Source organism: Enterovibrio sp. QJM3NY_24 (genome assembly GCF_057786035.1).
The window spans coordinates 3438280-3455358 of sequence record NZ_CM173519.1; the positions used below are offsets into that span (position 1 = coordinate 3438280).

Genomic DNA, 17079 nt, shown 5'->3' on the forward strand with positions numbered 1-17079 from the left:
CGCACTCACCTATAAAACCATCATACGCTCAAACCTCAACGCAGTTATCGCACAGTCAGACCTTTGATAGTATCATGTGGAAAAGTGTATAACTATTGATTGATTCAGCAGGGCCTAAACTATGCTAAATGGCAAATCCGTACTGATTACTGGCGGTACAGGTTCATTCGGTAAACAATTCATCAAAACGATCCTAGTCCGATATCCAAACGTCAGAAAAATAATCATTTTTTCGCGTGATGAACTCAAACAATTTGAATTGAAACAGCAGTATCCCCACAACATTTTCCCGCAGCTACGATTTTTTATCGGCGATGTGCGCGATCGCAATCGCATGATCCAAGCATGTGAAGGTGTAGACGTCATCATTCATGCCGCTGCAATAAAGCAAGTTGATACGGCTGAATACAATCCGACAGAATGCATCCGTACGAACATTGATGGCGCCGAAAACGTAATCCAAGCAGCGCTTCAATGTGGTGTGAATAATGTGGTCGCATTGTCAACTGATAAAGCCTGTGCTCCGATTAATCTTTATGGTGCAACTAAGCTTGCTTCTGACAAGTTATTCACTGCTGCTAACAACATTAAAGGCTCTAAGGATATTCGTTTTAGTGTTGTCCGCTACGGAAATGTGATGGGCTCTCGAGGCTCGGTCATTCCATTCTTTCTTTCAAAGAAAGAAGACGGAACGCTGCCAATTACACATGAAGAAATGACCCGTTTTAATATCTCGCTGCAAGATGGCGTTGATATGGTGATGTATGCACTAGATCACCACCTTGGCGGCGAAATTTTTGTACCAAAAATTCCTTCTTACAAAATTTTGGATGTCGCTAAAGCTGTCGCTCCAAACAGTAAATTAAACATCGTCGGTATTCGACCAGGCGAAAAACTCCACGAAGAGATGATTACCGACACTGACTCCCTAAACACAATAGATTTAGGCAGTTACTATGCAATTTTACCATCAGTCTCTTTTACCTACTCTGAGAAAGAGTACCTGAAGCACCATGCTGCGATAAAAGTCCCATTTGGCTTTAAGTATAACTCAGGCACTAATACCGAATGGGAATCAATCGAAAGCTTGCGTGAGCTAATCATAGAACACGTTGATCCAAACTTTACAGTGTGAGCAATGCAGTGATCCCTTACGGTAGACAAGAAATCACCCAACAAGACATAGATGGTGTAGTGGAAGTCCTAAACTCGGACTTCCTTACCCAAGGTCCGAAAGTTCCTGCATTTGAGAATGCGCTGATTGAGCATACAGGAGCAAAACATGTGCTGGCGGTCAACAGTGCGACTTCAGCTCTGCATATCGCATGTCTAGCATTAGGGCTCGGAGAAGGTGACTGGCTGTGGACATCACCAATTACCTTCGTTGCCTCTGCAAACTGTGGTCTATATTGCGGTGCTAAAGTGGATTTCGTTGATATCGACCCCTCAACATACAATCTATGCCCGAAGAAACTCGAGCAAAAACTGATTACCGCACGAGCAAATGGAACATTGCCAAAAATCGTAGTGCCCGTTCATTTGTGCGGTCAATCTTGCGACATGCAAGCGATTGGTAAGTTAGCCAAAGAATATGGCTTCAAAGTGATCGAAGATGCTTCTCATGCTATCGGCGGAAAATATGATGACAAGCCAATTGGTAATTGTCAGTATTCCGATATCACAGTATTCAGCTTCCATCCGGTCAAAATCATTACCACAGCCGAAGGGGGTGCTGCAGTAACTAACCAACCTGATCTCGCAGACAAAATGTCTCTGCTACGCAGCCATGGAATTACCCGAGATCTAGACCAAATGGAAACGGAACCACATGGCGGTTGGTACTATGAGCAAATAGATTTAGGTTTTAATTACAGGATGACTGAGTTACAAGCAGCACTTGGCATAACTCAAATCACGCGTTTAGATCACTTTGTCAAACTACGTCATGACTTAGCTCGTCGCTACAATACATTACTTAAAGACCTTCCATTGGTACTACCTTATCAGCTAGATAATACATATTCAGGCCTGCACCTCTATGTCATTCGACTAAAATTAGACAAAATTTCTCTTAGCCACAAAGCCGTCTTCGATGCGTTAAGGGATGAAGGTATTGGTGTCAATTTACATTATATTCCTATTTATACTCAACCCTACTACAAACGTTTTGGCTTTAAAGTAGGCGAATTCCCAGAGTCAGAAAAGTACTATCAAGAAGCGATATCTTTGCCAATGTTCCATCAGATGACGGTTCAGCAGCAAGATCAAGTAGTGAAAACTCTAACTTCGATATTAACACCCGAACAATAGTAATCTTCAAACTTCAGAATTAGCACCAAGAGACTGAGGTTCCATAAATGACGTCAAGGCACTTGAATGAATATTGCGATAATTCCTGCCCGCGGCGGCAGTAAGCGAATACCTAGGAAGAACATCAAGCTCTTTCATGGAAAGCCTATGATTGCACATTCCATTGATGCAGCTCGTGAATCAGGATGTTTCGACAGAATCATAGTGTCTACTGACGATTCAGAAATAGCAGAAGTAGCAAAGGAATTCGGTGCTGAAGTACCTTTTCTTCGACCCGCCAATATTGCAGATGATCATGCGACTACCATGGACGTAATACACCATGCTGTTAGCTGGTGCGAAAACCAAGGCTGGGACGTTGAAGCTGTTTGCTGCCTTTATGCCACAGCCCCCTTTGTTACAGGCGAGTATCTAGCCAAGGGTTACAGGCTCTTGAATGAGGAAAATGCAGAGTTCGCTTTCAGTGCTGCGACTTTCGCCTTTCCAGTTCAGCGTGCAATAAAACTATCGGACACTGGTCAGGTAGCTATGCTTTTCCCTGAAAACGAACTGGTTAGATCCCAAGACTTAGAAGAAACCTATCACGATGCGGGTCAATTTTATTGGGGGAGGAAAAGTGCTTTTTTAGAGCAAAAGCCGATTTTCGCAACCCATTCAAGAGTTGTCTTGATGCCTAGAGATCGAGCCCAGGATATAGACACTATTGAAGACTGGAAGTTTGCTGAGGCTCTCTATGCAGTACTTCAACAAAGTGGAAAGTAATAAGGTGAGGGTTATCATTCGCTCAGATGCCTCTCATCTTATAGGAAGTGGCCATATAATGCGTTGCCTTGTTTTAGCCGATGCACTGACTAAAAAAGGGCATTCAGTACTATTCTGTTGCCAACCACTTCCAGGTAATTTGATCTCCTTTATAGAAAAACGTGGTTTCTCCACTATTCCATTGACAGGCTCTCAAACACAGTGCATGCCGGCTAATGACTACATAAGCTGGTTGCAGCGCTCTGAGGAGGAAGATGCCAGCGATTTCCTTAATCACGTCAGTCACGCTGATGTTGTAATAACTGACCACTATGCTCTGGGTATAACTTGGCAGCGACAAGTCAGCGCCGCACGACAATGTAAATTAGTCGCAATTGATGATTTAGTGCGGGAACACGACGCCGAATTGATAGTAGATCAGACCTTAGGGCGCACTCCTGAAGAGTACGGAATGTCTAAACGGGTATTGTCAGGTAGTCAATACGCTATGCTAGCGCCCAATTTTTCCCTCTACAGAGAACTTGCACTTGAAGAAAAAGACCCAAATCCGATTCCAAAAGTGCTCATCTCCATGGGTGGGGTCGACTCTCCAAATGCTACATTGTCTGCGCTTGAATCACTTGTTCCAAATATAAAAGCGATATTCACTGTCCTGCTTAGCCCTCGAGCGCCACATTATGATCGTGTGAAATCTTGGTGTGCACAATACCCCAATGTGACTCATCATGATTTCATGGAAAACATGGCACAAGTGATAATGGACCACGATATCGCGATAGGTGCTCCCGGCACAACTAGTTGGGAAAGAGCATGCTTAGGCGTTCCAAGCGTTATCATTCCGTTAGCCGACAACCAGAAAACAATCTCTGAACGACTCGTCCAATACCAAGCAGCCGTTGCCGTCGAGTTTGCCGATATGAGTCAGCAGCTTTTATCTGCATTTATGAAAATCCAGAGTAACTATTCAGACTTTCGAAATGCTAACTTACGGGTTTGCGATGGAAGGGGTACCAACAGAGTCATTGTCGAGATTTCTCAGTTGCTAGAGAAATCTAAGCAATCTCAATATTTCTTAACCCTAGCTACACAAGCTGACATCGATTTAGTTTTTGGATGGCAATGCCATCCAAAAACCAGACAATTTGCGCTTTATCCTCATCCCCCATCGTGGGAAGAGCATCTGCATTGGATGACGACAAAAATTTCAAATTACAAAGATTACTTTTACCTAGTCAAGGAAAAGACGTCCAATAATCCCATAGGTGTGTTGAGGCTTGACCGACTCGAAAAAGAAAATTATTTAGTGTCTATATTTGTCGCACCTGACAGTTATGGAAAAGGCGTCGCGACGGAAGCTTTAAGATTGGCTAACGGCATTCATCCCGATGTAAAACTGCATGCCACAGTATTAAAAGAGAACATAGCCTCTCAGCGATTGTTCGAAAAGGCTGGCTTTCAACGACTCTCAGCGGAACAGTTTATCCGCGATAAGATAGATTGAGAAAATAATGAAACCCTATATAACGATTGATGGTCGCAAAATCGGCCCTGACCATGCCCCTTATATCATTGCAGAGCTATCTGCCAACCATAATGGCGACATTAGTCGCGCTTTCCAAATTATGGAAGAAGCAAAAAAAGCAGGGGCAGATGCAATTAAGCTGCAAACTTACACCCATGAAACCATCACAATAGATTGTGACTCGGAGGAGTTCCAGATACATGGAGGTTTATGGGATGGACAGACATTGTATCAGCTCTATAAGGGTGCACATATGCCCTGGGAGTGGCATAAGCCTCTATTTAAAAAAGCAAAAAGCTTAGGAATTACTATCTTCAGCTCGCCCTTTGATTATACTGCGGTAGATTTACTAGAAGAGTTAGATGCTCCAGCATATAAAATCGCGTCTTTTGAAATGGTTGATTTACCACTGATCCGCCGCGTAGCTCAAACAGGTAAACCAATAATAATTTCTACCGGTATGGCGAATGAGGTTGAGATAGAAGAAGCCATTAACACAGCAAAAGAAAATGGGTGTAGAGAGCTGGTGGTTTTGCATTGTGTTAGTGGCTATCCCGCGCCCGCAGATCAATACAATTTGCGGACCATTGCTGATATCGCAAAGCGTTTCGATGTGCTTTCAGGCCTGTCAGACCATACTATCGATAACGCAACTGCAGTTGCCTCTGTCGTTTTAGGTGCTTGTGTTATAGAAAAACATGTCACTTTAGACAGGAATGGGGGAGGAGCTGATGATAGTTTCTCGCTTGAGCCTCAGGAACTAACAGCGCTTTGCAAAGATGCTAAAACTGCATGGCAAGCACTAGGTAACATAAACTATGAGCGCACTGAGGCTGAAAAGGGCAATGTCAAATTCCGTCGCTCTCTTTATGTTGTACAAGATATCAAAGCTGGGGATGTCATAACGAAAGACAACGTCCGTAGTATCCGACCAGGGTTTGGTTTGCCACCAAAGCATTATGACTTCGTTCTCGGTCAAAAGGCCCAAATTGACATTTCAAAAGGTACAGCTCTACGCTTTCATCATTTAGAGCAAAAAAAGGGTGAAGCTTAAGCCAATGGATCACACAAACGCTCCTCCAACCATTTCCATCGTCTGCCCTTGTTACAATGAGCAGGAAGTTTTGGTCACGTTTACAGACACAATTATCAAGCTCCTTTCTGGAATTGATTACAGCTACGAGTTGCTATTCATCAACGATGGCAGTAAAGATAACACTCTAGATGTTCTCAATGAATTGGCGGATAAAAACACTCATATTCGTGTGATCAACTTATCGCGCAATTTTGGCAAAGAAGCAGCTATGACAGCAGGCCTTGACCATGCTAAAGGCGAAGTCATCATTCCTATTGATGCCGATTTGCAAGACCCGCCAGAACTCATTCATGATTTTTTGCGAGAATGGCAAAAAGGCTATGACGTCGTTGTAGCTAAACGTATCGACAGAAGCAGCGATACGCTTGCAAAAAAAATCACCGCGAGTCTGTTTTATAAGTTCCACAACAGTATTGCAGACGTCGAAATCCCCGATAATGTCGGCGACTTTCGGTTAATCACTCGTCGAGTAGTCCAGGCCATACAGCTATTACCCGAGAACCAACGCTTTATGAAGGGTATTTTCTCTTGGGTTGGATTTAAAACGTCTGTCGTTGAATATGTTCGCCAACCCCGCGCAGCCGGAGAGACTAGTTTTAACGGCTGGCGCCTGTGGAACTTCGCGCTTGAAGGTATCACCAGCTTTAGCACAGCACCACTTCGCATTTGGCTCTATCTGGGCGTATTTTTCTCTACCGTCGCCTTTCTTTACGGCAGCTCAATAATACTTAAGACATTGATTTTTGGTGTCGATTTGCCCGGCTATGCCTCTATGCTCACTGCGATACTGTTTTTTGGCGGTGTTCAACTTATCGGCCTTGGAGTCTTAGGCGAATACTTAGGTCGTTTGTATATGGAATCCAAAAGGCGACCAATATATATCGTCGAAAGTGACTCCGATGCGCCTTCCTGCGATAAACACTGATGTCTTCACTGTCTGAAAAATTACTTGCGCACCGAGTTGTGCGCTTTGGTCTGACAGGTGGATTAGCCAGCTTGACCCACATCAGCGTCGCCTTCGCTATGTTGCACTTTTCAGCATCCAGCGTATTTGCGGCAAACCTGATTGGGTTTGCCTGCGCATTTAGCTTGTCGTATTTGATGCAGTCATTATTTGTATTCAAAAAATCACTATCACTTAAGAATGCAACGCGGTTTTTCATCGTACAGTTTTCTGCACTTTTGATCTCACAACTGATTAGCGAATCGCTCAGTGACACAAACAACTATCTGCGCGTCTTGCTAGTTGTGTTAATGATCCCCTTGGTGACATATATCATCCACCAATTTTGGACTTATAAAGAAACTCCCTCCTCAACGGATTAGTTTTTACGGATAAACCCATGACTCCAGATTTCTTCACCCGCTTTGCACTCTCGCTTCAACGCGCGGGGTTCTATCTCGGCCTGATGCTCGCGATTTTGTATGCCAGCAACCAGATCCTCACCGGCGATCAAACCCAAATGCTCTACAAAGGCTACCTTGGTGCCTATCAGGATATTTGGCTTTCGTTTGGCAATGCGGCCAGTGCGGTTGGCAATGTACCCGGCTCGCTGTCTGCGTGGATAGTCGGTGGCCCACTGCTCTTGTGGGATAACCCTTGGGCACCCATGCTGATGATTATCGCCCTGCGGGTGGTGTCGTTCTTTCTTTTTGATGCCGTCATAAAAGCGGTGTTTAGCCCGCCTGTTCGCCTTGTGTTTATGGTGGCCTATTGGCTGAACCCATGGTTGCTATATGACAGCCTAATCTACAACCCTGCCTATCTTTGCTTTTTCACTGCGCTGCACTTTTGGTCGGCATTTAAGCTTCGCGAGAAGTCGTCTTTTATCTTTAGCTTTTTGCATGTGCTGGCGATTGGCGGCGCCATGCAATTCCATTACTCGTGGCCAGTATTGGCGGTCATCTCTTGCTATCTTCTTTACCGTAAAATGGCGCATCCTAATTGGGCGGGTGTTATTGTTGGTGGCATGGTTGTTCTCGCATCTCTTATTCCCTATTTTCAGGAATACATGGTTAACGAGAGTATCAGCCGAGAAAGCGAACGCTATATCGGTTATGGCGCAGTTCACGTTTACCCGGTACTCAAAGCGGTACTTTATTGGATTCGCTACGGCTCTACGCTGTTTTCAAATCGGCTGATCACGGATGTCAGTTTTGACTGGATCACCACCATCAGCTGGCTACAGATGACTATTCAGTATTGCTGGCAGGCGTTACTTTATTTGGTAGGTGCGGCAACCGTGGTGATCTCTGCCAAAGTAAACTGGCGTGCTTGGAAGATCGTTAAGCCGATGATAAAACGCGACAAGCCCATTGCAGATGACACACATTGGCTACTCTTGTTTGCAGGCGCGACGGTACTGGCCATCATTATCAACGCCATGCTCTCGCCCATTACTTTTTCCTACTGGCATTTAATCCTGACCTTCCCGCTGGCTCTGATCCCGGTGCTGGTCGCCGCAGAAACATGGCGCACAACAATGCCAGAACGCTTCAGTCGCGGGCTGATTGCCTTGTCGGTATTCTTTCTTGTGGTCAATCTTGTTGCGGCGCATGACAGCGACAAATACTCCTACAAAGTCGATTATGCCGAACAAGTACAGCAATATCTGATTGATGAAGGACTGTCTAAGTAGCCACTTATTCCTTATAAAGGGCTCGATATCGAGCCCTTTGTTGTAAACTAGCCTCACACTCAATGATTGAGGCTTTTTTGTGCGCTTTCTCTACACAATACTTCTCACCATCGCCGCGCCTTTTTTGCTGTTTAGCTTATACCGAGCAAAAGATGGTAAACCCAAAGTGGGCAAACGCTGGGTCGAACATTTTGGATTTACACCGCCCTTATTAAGCACGCCAGTAAACGACAAAAAACCAATTTGGGTTCATGCAGTATCAGTTGGTGAGGTCATTGCTGCGAAACCGATTATTGCGGCGCTTCGCCGCCGTTATCCCGATACGCCTATTTTGGTGACCACCACGACGGCAACAGGCGCAGACATTGCATCAAAGTTGGGTGCAGGAATAGAACACAGGTACATGCCGATCGACTTTGGCTTTGCTGTCTGCGGCTTTTTGAAACGCATGAATCCCAAAATCATGCTGATCATGGAAACAGAGCTTTGGCCAAATACGCTCGCAACGGTCAACAGCGCCGATATCCCTGTTATTGTCATGAACGCACGTTTGTCTGAGCGTTCAATGCGTGGCTATAAGAAAGTGCAATCACTGTTTAACCTGCTTTCGCGACATATTGACCACATTCTTTGCCAGTTCGAGTCTGATGCTGACCGTTTCGTGCAACTTGGCGTAGATAGAAGCAAGGTGTCAGTATCCGGCTCAGTGAAATTTGACCTGCCAAACTTTGATGACGCCAATGAAGCCGTCCAAGCGCTCCGTCAGCAAATCGCACGAAGACCCGCTTGGATTGCTGCCAGCACGCACCCTGGCGAAGACGATATATTGCTTGAGGCCCATACGAGAATCATTCAGCAATCACCGAATGCCTTAATGATACTTGTACCGCGTCACCCCGAACGCTTCGGTGATGTTGGAGGCCTTATCCAACAAAAAGATTTTTCACTCGCTCGCCGAAGTGCAGATCAAGCCATTACTGAGGAAACTCAGGTTTATCTAGGCGATACCATGGGGGAAATGATGACATTACTTGCCGTGTCTGATGTGGCCTTTATGGCAGGCAGCCTGATTGGCGAAAAAGTGGGTGGGCATAACCTGTTAGAGCCTGCCTCCCTAGGCAAGCCCTTACTAACAGGCCCAAGCTATTTTAATTTTCAGGTCATAGCCGATCAGTTAATTAAAGCTGGCGCGTGCACGGTATGCGCAACGGAAAATGATATTTCCGATGAGGTTATCGCGCTATTTAATGACTCATCGCGTCGCCACCAAGAAGGGAGTGCCGCCCTTGCCGTGGTGGAGAAAAATCGAGGCGCAGTAGCAAAAACGCTAGAAAGTATAAAGCATTGGCTAGAATAGTCGTCTGGATAAAATAGCGCTTTGGTTCGCATAAAACTTTAGTTGGAATAGCAGCTTCACAAATACAATGACTTGGTTAAGCAAATCGCTAGCGGTGATAGCCTTCCATCAGCGATTGCCAGTCAGACTCTTGCCACTTGATCTGCCGCTTAACCAACTCTTTGCGAAATGAACGCAGCAAACGGCTCAGGTTTGCTGCTTTCCAGCTATCACCATTACGTCGACCACACTTATCGAAATCAATCAGCCAAAATACGCCTGCGCTATCGAGCAATATATTGTGGATGTTCAAATCCGTATGGCACACGCCCGCATCATGGAGCTTTCTTACCAGATGACCAATTTGCTGATATTGACTCACATACAGCAAAGACGTGATCAACACATCCACTAAATCCGTCGCCGCATCCACCTTCTCGACCAGTAAATCTGCCTTGTAGGTCAGTCCGTCTCGAATAGCACGTGCGGCGAGCGGACGCGGAACCGAAATATCGTTTTCGCGCAAATAATTGAGCAAGCGAAATTCTTCGGCGGCACGGGTGCGCTCCCACCCTATAAAGAAGTAACTGTCCTTGACCAATTTGCCGAACAAGCCACCACGGCGATAGTGACGAAGCGCAGCAGGCAACACCTCTGTTTGCACAAACCACGTCGTGCCACGCCCTGTTGCAGAGCCAATGATTGCCTCTTTCTGCTGCCAGAATTCAACATCAAAGCATTGCGCGGGATCTTCACGTAACAATGACGCGTCAAACCAAATACGGGTGTTGTTGTCGACTAACTGATCCACACAAGCTCCTTCAAATATGTCTTATCTTGTCAGTATCTCAAGCATTACTGACAGATACGATGCAGTTGCATTTTACATTGCTGATCGGCAACTGCATAATTTCAACCATCAAAACCCTATAAGCATTCTCATGGCCTTATTTTCTGCCCCACCACAGTCTCTCTGCATTTTACGCCTTTCTGCGATTGGCGATGTTTGCAATGCCATCGCCGCTGTTCAAGCCATTCGCCAGCAATGGCCAGAAACACAACTGACATGGATAGCAGGGAAAGCCGAAGCTGCCCTTCTTACACCGTTGTTGCCCGATGTCACCGTGATTGCTTTTGATAAGAAGCAAGGCTTTAAAGGGATGCAAGCAGTCTGGAAAGCGTTAAAAGGCCAATGCTTCGATGCCTTGCTTCATATGCAAAGCGCCATCCGTGCCAGCTTACTTTCGGTGGGTATTAAGGCGCGCTATACGCTCGGCTTTGACAAAGTGCGTGCCAGCGATTTGCAGTCATGGTTTACCAACATCAAAGTCCCTTCTCCGCAATCACTTCATGTGCTTGACGGATTTATGGCTTTTACCGAAACGTTAGGGCTCGCACCTCAAACACCTACGTGGTCATTACCCATATCGGATAACGATGCCGCGTGGGCACAATCGCAGATGAGTGACAAGCCAACTCTCATCGTCGCACCCGCAGCAAGCAAGGCATTTAAAAACTGGACCGCCGAAGGCTACGCTGGCGTCATTGAGCATGCTATCGAAACAGGCTTTGACGTTATCTTGGCAGGTGGCCCAGGTAAGATAGAAATTGAACTTGGACAAGCTATTGAGCAGAAGCTGACTCACCCAGTAAAAAATCTGATTGGTAAAACCACCTTGCTTCAATTGCTCTCCTTAGAAAAAGAAGCGGCGCTGGTACTGGCACCAGACAGCGGCCCTGCGCATCTTGCCAACGCGGTCAACACCCCTGTGATTGGTCTGTATGCCCACCACAATCCAGCACGCACGGGCCCTTACAGCTGGCGTCAATATGTAGTGAGCGCTTATGATGAAGCCATCAAGGCCGAAACCGGGCAGTTAGCCAGTAAAGTCTCATGGCGAACCCGCGTCAAAGATCCTGACGCCATGCAACGCATTACTATTGATCACGTGATCGCTCGCTTTGACGAAGTGGTCGAGAAAGAAGGACTCTGCTCATGAGCCAAGCTCAACAACGCGCATCCATTAGCGCTATTATCATCACCAAAAATGAAGAGCAGATTTTGCCAGAGTGTTTGGCGTCCCTAGATTGGGTCGATGAAATCATCGTGGTGGATTCTGGCAGTACAGATAACACAGTTTCCATTGCGGAAGCGGCAGGCGCGAAAGTATATATCAACGCCGAGTGGCCAGGATTTGGCAAACAAAAGCAACTGGCACAAACCTACGCCACCAAAGACTGGATATTGGCTATTGATGCAGATGAAGTTGTTTCACAGGAATTGAAGGCGAGTTTGTTGGAGATGCTAAAGCGCCCGCCTGAAAACACCCTAGTTGAAGTAAATGAATTGACTTGGGTATTCGGACGTTTCCTTCGCCATTCTGGTTGGTATTACAGCCATGTGCGCGTTTATCCACGTAAATTCACCCAGTACGACGATGCATTAGTACATGAGAAGATAATGCGCCCCGCTGGTGCAAAGACTATTGTCTTAGATGGTGATTTATTGCACTACTCTTATCGAGATCTGACTCACTACCTAGTAAAGTCAGCACAATATGCCAAAGCTTGGGCGGATGGACGTCAGGCTAGAGGCAAGAAAAGCAGTATTGGTCAGGGCATTACCCATGCTATCGGCTGCTTTTTGAAAATGTATCTGTTAAAGCGTGGATTCTTAGACGGCAAACAAGGCTTTTTGATTGCCGTACTGTCTGCGCATTCCACTTTCGTTAAATACGCAGACCTTTGGATTCGCGACAATGACAGCCGCGCGAACTAAATCAGCTTTCCATCACTCGCGCTAAAAATGCATTCACGTCTGGCAGAATGGCGTTGACATCAATCTTCGACATATCTGCCGCAACATTTTTGTCTTTGTCGGTCGGTGGCGAAAACGCAAGGTGATGACCATCGCTGTTAATTGGTCGCCATCGAAGTGGCGTCGCACTTCGTTTAGCCGGGAAGAATCCTACCGTCGGCACATCTAATGTTGCCGCAATATGAAGCGGCCCTGTAGACCCAGCAATAAATGCATCGGCACAAGCAATCGAACACGTGAAATCCTGCAAGCCATCGTTCTTATCATAAACCACAGAATCAATGCCTTTGGTCGACAGCAAGGCTTGCAGTTCAGCTGCTTTCTCCGCCTCCCCTGGTCCTGCGGTGAGCACCACTTCAACCTTCGTCTTTTCACAGATACCTGCCACAATATCCGCATATTGCATCAAAGAAACGTTATTGGCTGAGCCGCCACTACCAGCGTGAACATAAAGCCAAGGCGTCTTTTCATCAATCGCCAATGCGTGTGCCAATTTGGTTTTCTGTGCCGCCTGTTCACTGGTAGGAAATGCCAAATAAGGCGCTGATGGCTCCTTCGCCTCCACACCGATTTTCGCCAAGAATGCACGCACCAAATCGAGGTTATACTCATACTCAGGTTTTGCCGATTGAGAACGACGCTGAGTGATGCGATGGTTATACAAAAGCTGGGAGATTTTCGTCGCTGGCGCTAAGCGAAATGGGATGCCAGCTTTCCATACTAGGGTCGCATTATAGCTGTCTGAAAAAAGGCAGATAGACGCATCAAAATCGTTCGCTTTGATCGTTGTCACCAGCTCTTTTTTTCTCAACTTATCTGCATCTTTTCCACAATCTGCCAATACCTTGTCAATCGATGGGCATAACGCTGCCAGCGCTTTAGTATAAGACGGCACCAAAGCGGTAATCTCAGTCTCTGGCAGTGATTCTTTCAACATCGCAAATGCGGGCCATGCCAACATAAAGTCGCCAATTTTATCGTTACGGATGACAAGGATTTTTTTCATTGTGTGTCCCAGTTTACGGTTCTCGTTGCCGATCATACCGGATGATGGCAATTTCGCTAATAACTTCAAGAGAAGATAGTGTGAAAGAAATGCTGGTCACGTAGGCTTTTTCAACATCTACCCGCACCAAGCACGATAAAATACCGCGAGATTTTGGTAGCATGTCGCCAGTTTAAGGAATTGCAGGAAATGACTGTGAGCAAAAAAGCCCTAACCCGGGTAATTTATCCCGGCACCTTTGATCCCGTCACCAACGGTCATATCGATTTGGTGGAGCGCGCCGCATCAATGTTTGATGAAGTGATTGTCGGCATTGCCGCCAGCCCGAGTAAAAAGCCATTGTTTGGATTGGAAGAGCGTGTCTCACTGGCTAAAGAGGTCACAGCACACCTTGATAATGTCTCCGTCGTCGGCTTTTCTGGCCTTCTGGTGGACTTTGCCAAGCAATATAACGCCAACATTTTAGTGCGTGGGTTACGTGCAGTGTCCGATTTCGAATATGAGTTTCAGTTGGCTAACATGAATCGCCGTCTGATGCCTGAGCTGGAAAGTGTTTTCCTCACACCCTCAGAAGAAAACTCCTTTATTTCATCCACATTGGTCAAAGAAGTCGCGCTTCATGGCGGCGATACCAGTGGGTTTGTGCACCCTAATGTACTAGAAGCACTGAAATCTCACCTCAAAAAATAACGCCTTAAAAAAACCGCCATTGGCGGTTTTTTTTGTCTTTGCTCAGGAAGTTCTGCGGCTAAACCTGGCACGACGGACAGAAAAATGTATTCCGTTGTCCAATTTTGACGCTCTCTAGCAAAGTCTCGCATACCGGGCACGGTTTGCCAGTTTTGCCATAAACCAGCAATTCTTGTGCAAAATAACCCGGCTTGCCATCCGCCTGCGTGAAATCTTTTAACGTCGTGCCACCTTGCTGAATCGCGGTTTCGAGTATGGTTTTGATGTTTCCGACCAGCAGATTCGCGTCATCAAGGGTCAGTAACCCCGCCTGGCGCTGAGGATGAATGCGAGACGTAAACAACGATTCATTGGCGTAGATGTTCCCCACCCCGACGACCACAGGATTATCCATAATAAATTGCTTGATGGCCGTTCGCTTGTTACGACTTCTCTCGAACAAATACTCACCAGTAAACGCATCGGTGAGTGGTTCTGGCCCTAACTTTTCAAGTGCAGGATGGTCACTGTGGTTCGGCTGCCATAGCCATGCGCCAAAACGGCGTGGATCGTTATAACGAATAACAGCGCCAGAACTCAGATGCAGATCGACATGGTCGTGCTTAGCGGGCGGTACCATTTCAGGTAAGACACGTAAACTGCCCGACATGCCGAGATGAATCAGCGCATAGCCAATGTCAGTTTCAAGGATCAGATATTTGGCGCGGCGCGAGACTGCGTGAATCGTCTGTCCCTCAATATCATAGAGGCTATCGGGGATTAACCAGCGCAACTGCGGCTGCCTGACGTCCAATTTCGTCACCACTTGCCCTTCCGCATGTGGTTTTATCCCCATGCGGCTGACTTCAACTTCCGGTAATTCTGGCATCGTATTAATTCTGGTTGTCGAATGGGAATAGGTAGTTTGGAGCAACAGAGACCGCAAGCCAACGGTTTTCCCAGTTTTGAATGAGCCAAAACTGAGGCAATTGATAATAGGTCAGACGCAAAGGCTCAACGTGTTGGCCTCTATCCACCACCAAGGTCGCTGGCGATCGTAAATTGGGCTTGAGCTTATTGTAGGTGTCACTATCTATTTCAGTGCCAGAAAGATTCAACCAACGGTTTGCCAACTCAGTTGCTGACACATCAAGGGCCTTGTCTGTTTGCCAAGGCGACCCATTGGTTAGGGTGAAATCAGGAAATTTTAGCGCTAATGGCGAAACATCATCAGGCATTAAGGCAATGACACCATCAGGGAGTACCTGTTCGACATGTTGAGGTTTTTCATTTTCCGCCAATTTAGCGCGGATGTAATCGGGCAAGTTCATGGCAGCAACAAACAAAAGGATGCCGATGATCAGAAAGTTATTGAAGGTACGACGAGAAGGTCTTGCCATTTTTCGGTCTCAGCCATTGGACATGACTAAAGTGTATATCCGGAAGTGACTGATTTACAGTTATATGCGAGTGTGCACCTCAAATTGCAGACATAAAAAAACCCAGCCAAGGCTGAGTTTTTTTGTAAAGCAGAAAACCAATTACTTGATTTTAGCTTCTTTGTACATAACGTGTTGACGAACAACTGGATCAAATTTCTTGATCTCAAATTTGCCCGGCATATTACGCTTGTTTTTGTCAGTAGTGTAGAAGTGGCCTGTACCAGCAGATGATACTAGACGGATCTTCTCACGAATGCCTTTAGCCATTCTTTAAATCCTCTTAAACGTTCTCACCACGGGCGCGGATGTCTGTAAGAACAGCATCAATGCCTTTCTTGTCGATGATGCGCATACCTTTAGGGGTAAGACGCAGTTTAACGAAGCGGTTTTCGCTTTCTACCCAGAAACGATGAGTTTGCAGGTTCGGCAGAAAACGACGCTTGGTGGCGTTACGTGCGTGCGAACGGTTGTTACCCGTTACAGGACGCTTGCCAGTTACTTGGCATACTCGTGACATGAATGTCTCTCCAAATCGTTTCAGCTCGATATCAACCTTGTCCGCCATTCCTGCAAAAAAACAAGGTCAGGCACTAGGTCAAGGCTATCAAAGGTGGCGCATTATACTAACTGTCTTCCCATTGCTCAAGTCCCGAGCAGATCCTTTTATCATTTTTTGATCGTTTTTTAACGGCTTTGGCTTGAAAAGCCTATATCCAGCCACGTTCAGCAAAAGAGACAACGTCTCCATCACCAATAACCATGTGATCAAGCAACCGGATATCGACCAACGACAGCGCATCAGCGATGCGTGACGTGATATGGCGATCTGCAGAACTGGGCTCAGCAATGCCAGATGGGTGATTATGAGCCAAAATCACCGCATTTGCATGCACTTCCAACGCACGACGTACAACTTCGCGTGGATAGACCCCTGCAGCATTGATGGTTCCCTCAAAAAGAACTTCATCCATGATGGGTCGGTTTTGATTATCCAAATACAGGACCAGAAAGGCTTCTCGCGGCCTGTCACGCAATTGTGCCGAGAGATATCTCGCCGTATGCGAAGGACTCGTTAAGGCATCTTCATGGGACATAATTTCTTTTAAATGGCGCTTACTCAGCTCCAATACCGCCTGTAATTGCGCATATTTTGCAGACCCCAGCCCTTTTCGCTGGCTAAATTGCGCTAAGTTGGACTGCATCAAGCCTCGCAATGAACCAAAATCCTCCAGCAAATAACCCGCCAGTTCAATCGCATTCATGCCTGATACACCCGTGCGAAGAAAAATCGCCAGCAACTCCGCATTCGTCAATGACTCTGGCCCTTTCGCCAGCAGCTTCTCTCTCGGGCGACAATCTAGCGGCAGATCTTTCAGTGACATAAACACGCCTCGCAATATAAAAAGGCAGCGTCATTGCAGATGTCTTTTCGCGCAACGACTCTTAGCTCAGTGTGCGATTAATGTGTGGAACACGTTT

General features: G+C 46.3%; 19 protein-coding genes. 12 read left to right on the forward strand and 7 right to left on the reverse strand.

Annotated elements, in window-relative coordinates; translation table 11 throughout:
• The first annotated feature begins 121 nt into the window (after window positions 1–121).
• The 9 genes from pseB (at window position 122) to waaA (ending at window position 9686) form a co-directional block, all read left to right on the forward strand.
• Window positions 122–1135 (forward strand): UDP-N-acetylglucosamine 4,6-dehydratase (inverting), encoded by a 1014-nt coding sequence (gene pseB / locus AC3CIC_RS15445; protein ID WP_488514996.1) that lies wholly within the window; start codon window positions 122–124, stop codon window positions 1133–1135.
• The gene (pseC, locus tag AC3CIC_RS15450) at window positions 1132–2310 is read left to right on the forward strand and encodes a UDP-4-amino-4,6-dideoxy-N-acetyl-beta-L-altrosamine transaminase (RefSeq protein WP_488514997.1); all 1179 of its coding nucleotides are present in this window, start codon (window positions 1132–1134) and stop codon (window positions 2308–2310) included. Before pseB ends, pseC begins: the two co-directional genes overlap by 4 nt.
• 66 nt (window positions 2311–2376) lie before the next feature.
• Window positions 2377–3072 (forward strand): pseudaminic acid cytidylyltransferase, encoded by a 696-nt coding sequence (gene pseF / locus AC3CIC_RS15455; RefSeq protein WP_488514998.1) that lies wholly within the window; start codon window positions 2377–2379, stop codon window positions 3070–3072.
• Window positions 3044–4573, forward strand: a complete 1530-nt coding sequence (gene pseG / locus AC3CIC_RS15460; RefSeq protein WP_488514999.1) for a UDP-2,4-diacetamido-2,4,6-trideoxy-beta-L-altropyranose hydrolase — start codon at window positions 3044–3046, stop codon at window positions 4571–4573. Before pseF ends, pseG begins: the two co-directional genes overlap by 29 nt.
• Before the next feature lie 7 nt (window positions 4574–4580).
• Window positions 4581–5648, forward strand: coding sequence for a pseudaminic acid synthase (pseI, locus tag AC3CIC_RS15465; protein ID WP_488515000.1), 1068 nt, complete (start codon window positions 4581–4583; stop codon window positions 5646–5648).
• Window positions 5649–5652: 4 nt separating this feature from the next.
• The gene (locus AC3CIC_RS15470; RefSeq protein ID WP_488515001.1) at window positions 5653–6615 is read left to right on the forward strand and encodes a glycosyltransferase family 2 protein; all 963 of its coding nucleotides are present in this window, start codon (window positions 5653–5655) and stop codon (window positions 6613–6615) included.
• Window positions 6615–7016 carry a GtrA family protein gene (locus AC3CIC_RS15475; protein WP_488515002.1) on the forward strand — a complete coding sequence of 134 codons (402 nt, stop codon included), beginning with the start codon at window positions 6615–6617 and terminating at the stop codon, window positions 7014–7016. The genes AC3CIC_RS15470 and AC3CIC_RS15475 overlap by 1 nt, the downstream gene beginning before the upstream one ends.
• Before the next feature lie 17 nt (window positions 7017–7033).
• Entirely contained in the window at window positions 7034–8329 is a 1296-nt protein-coding gene (locus AC3CIC_RS15480) for a 3-deoxy-D-manno-octulosonic acid transferase (protein ID WP_488515003.1), read from the forward strand.
• A gap of 79 nt (window positions 8330–8408) precedes the next feature.
• Window positions 8409–9686 carry a lipid IV(A) 3-deoxy-D-manno-octulosonic acid transferase gene (gene waaA, locus AC3CIC_RS15485; RefSeq protein ID WP_488515004.1) on the forward strand — a complete coding sequence of 426 codons (1278 nt, stop codon included), beginning with the start codon at window positions 8409–8411 and terminating at the stop codon, window positions 9684–9686.
• Window positions 9687–9774: 88 nt separating this feature from the next.
• On the opposite strand, the gene AC3CIC_RS15490 is transcribed toward waaA, so the two are convergent.
• Window positions 9775–10476: a 3-deoxy-D-manno-octulosonic acid kinase gene (locus AC3CIC_RS15490; RefSeq protein ID WP_488515005.1), complete on the reverse strand. Its 702-nt coding sequence runs from the start codon at window positions 10474–10476 to the stop codon at window positions 9775–9777.
• 130 nt (window positions 10477–10606) lie between these two features.
• Here AC3CIC_RS15490 and AC3CIC_RS15495 point away from each other — a divergent pair, with 130 nt between their 5' ends.
• A complete protein-coding gene (locus AC3CIC_RS15495) occupies window positions 10607–11665 on the forward strand; it encodes a glycosyltransferase family 9 protein (protein WP_488515006.1) in 1059 nt (352 codons plus the stop codon).
• Window positions 11662–12444, forward strand: a complete 783-nt coding sequence (locus AC3CIC_RS15500; RefSeq protein WP_488515007.1) for a glycosyltransferase family 2 protein — start codon at window positions 11662–11664, stop codon at window positions 12442–12444. The genes AC3CIC_RS15495 and AC3CIC_RS15500 overlap by 4 nt, the downstream gene beginning before the upstream one ends.
• Before the next feature lies 1 nt (window position 12445).
• On the opposite strand, the gene AC3CIC_RS15505 is transcribed toward AC3CIC_RS15500, so the two are convergent.
• Window positions 12446–13489 (reverse strand): glycosyltransferase family 9 protein, encoded by a 1044-nt coding sequence (locus tag AC3CIC_RS15505; RefSeq protein ID WP_488515008.1) that lies wholly within the window; start codon window positions 13487–13489, stop codon window positions 12446–12448.
• Between the two features lie 189 nt (window positions 13490–13678).
• Here AC3CIC_RS15505 and coaD point away from each other — a divergent pair, with 189 nt between their 5' ends.
• The gene (coaD, locus tag AC3CIC_RS15510; protein ID WP_488515009.1) at window positions 13679–14179 is read left to right on the forward strand and encodes a pantetheine-phosphate adenylyltransferase; all 501 of its coding nucleotides are present in this window, start codon (window positions 13679–13681) and stop codon (window positions 14177–14179) included.
• 58 nt (window positions 14180–14237) lie between these two features.
• Here coaD and mutM read toward each other — a convergent pair whose 3' ends face one another.
• From mutM to radC, 5 genes are all read right to left on the reverse strand, one after another.
• Window positions 14238–15047 (reverse strand): bifunctional DNA-formamidopyrimidine glycosylase/DNA-(apurinic or apyrimidinic site) lyase, encoded by an 810-nt coding sequence (mutM, locus tag AC3CIC_RS15515; protein ID WP_016961894.1) that lies wholly within the window; start codon window positions 15045–15047, stop codon window positions 14238–14240.
• A 4-nt stretch (window positions 15048–15051) separates the two neighbouring features.
• Window positions 15052–15558 carry a hypothetical protein gene (locus AC3CIC_RS15520; protein ID WP_016961893.1) on the reverse strand — a complete coding sequence of 169 codons (507 nt, stop codon included), beginning with the start codon at window positions 15556–15558 and terminating at the stop codon, window positions 15052–15054.
• 141 nt (window positions 15559–15699) lie between these two features.
• Window positions 15700–15867 (reverse strand): 50S ribosomal protein L33, encoded by a 168-nt coding sequence (gene rpmG / locus AC3CIC_RS15525; RefSeq protein WP_002535344.1) that lies wholly within the window; start codon window positions 15865–15867, stop codon window positions 15700–15702.
• A gap of 13 nt (window positions 15868–15880) precedes the next feature.
• Window positions 15881–16117: a 50S ribosomal protein L28 gene (gene rpmB, locus AC3CIC_RS15530; RefSeq protein ID WP_016961892.1), complete on the reverse strand. Its 237-nt coding sequence runs from the start codon at window positions 16115–16117 to the stop codon at window positions 15881–15883.
• 190 nt (window positions 16118–16307) lie between these two features.
• Window positions 16308–16982 carry a RadC family protein gene (gene radC, locus AC3CIC_RS15535; RefSeq protein WP_016961891.1) on the reverse strand — a complete coding sequence of 225 codons (675 nt, stop codon included), beginning with the start codon at window positions 16980–16982 and terminating at the stop codon, window positions 16308–16310.
• Window positions 16983–17079 lie beyond the last annotated feature (97 nt).

Coding starts and splice junctions, on each gene's coding strand:
- pseB (WP_488514996.1), top strand. CDS start 122: ATGCTAAATGGCAAATCCGTACTGATTACTGGCGGTACAGGTTCATTC.
- rpmG (WP_002535344.1), bottom strand. CDS start 15,867: ATGGCTAAAGGCATTCGTGAGAAGATCCGTCTAGTATCATCTGCTGGT.
- AC3CIC_RS15505 (WP_488515008.1), bottom strand. CDS start 13,489: ATGAAAAAAATCCTTGTCATCCGTAACGATAAAATTGGCGACTTTATG.
- AC3CIC_RS15520 (WP_016961893.1), bottom strand. CDS start 15,558: ATGGCAAGACCTTCTCGTCGTACCTTCAATAACTTTCTGATCATCGGC.
- pseF (WP_488514998.1), top strand. CDS start 2,377: ATGAATATTGCGATAATTCCTGCCCGCGGCGGCAGTAAGCGAATACCT.
- coaD (WP_488515009.1), top strand. CDS start 13,679: ATGACTGTGAGCAAAAAAGCCCTAACCCGGGTAATTTATCCCGGCACC.
- AC3CIC_RS15470 (WP_488515001.1), top strand. CDS start 5,653: ATGGATCACACAAACGCTCCTCCAACCATTTCCATCGTCTGCCCTTGT.
- AC3CIC_RS15500 (WP_488515007.1), top strand. CDS start 11,662: ATGAGCCAAGCTCAACAACGCGCATCCATTAGCGCTATTATCATCACC.
- AC3CIC_RS15495 (WP_488515006.1), top strand. CDS start 10,607: ATGGCCTTATTTTCTGCCCCACCACAGTCTCTCTGCATTTTACGCCTT.
- AC3CIC_RS15480 (WP_488515003.1), top strand. CDS start 7,034: ATGACTCCAGATTTCTTCACCCGCTTTGCACTCTCGCTTCAACGCGCG.
- pseG (WP_488514999.1), top strand. CDS start 3,044: ATGCAGTACTTCAACAAAGTGGAAAGTAATAAGGTGAGGGTTATCATT.
- pseI (WP_488515000.1), top strand. CDS start 4,581: ATGAAACCCTATATAACGATTGATGGTCGCAAAATCGGCCCTGACCAT.
- AC3CIC_RS15475 (WP_488515002.1), top strand. CDS start 6,615: ATGTCTTCACTGTCTGAAAAATTACTTGCGCACCGAGTTGTGCGCTTT.
- rpmB (WP_016961892.1), bottom strand. CDS start 16,117: ATGTCACGAGTATGCCAAGTAACTGGCAAGCGTCCTGTAACGGGTAAC.
- mutM (WP_016961894.1), bottom strand. CDS start 15,047: ATGCCAGAATTACCGGAAGTTGAAGTCAGCCGCATGGGGATAAAACCA.
- radC (WP_016961891.1), bottom strand. CDS start 16,982: ATGTCACTGAAAGATCTGCCGCTAGATTGTCGCCCGAGAGAGAAGCTG.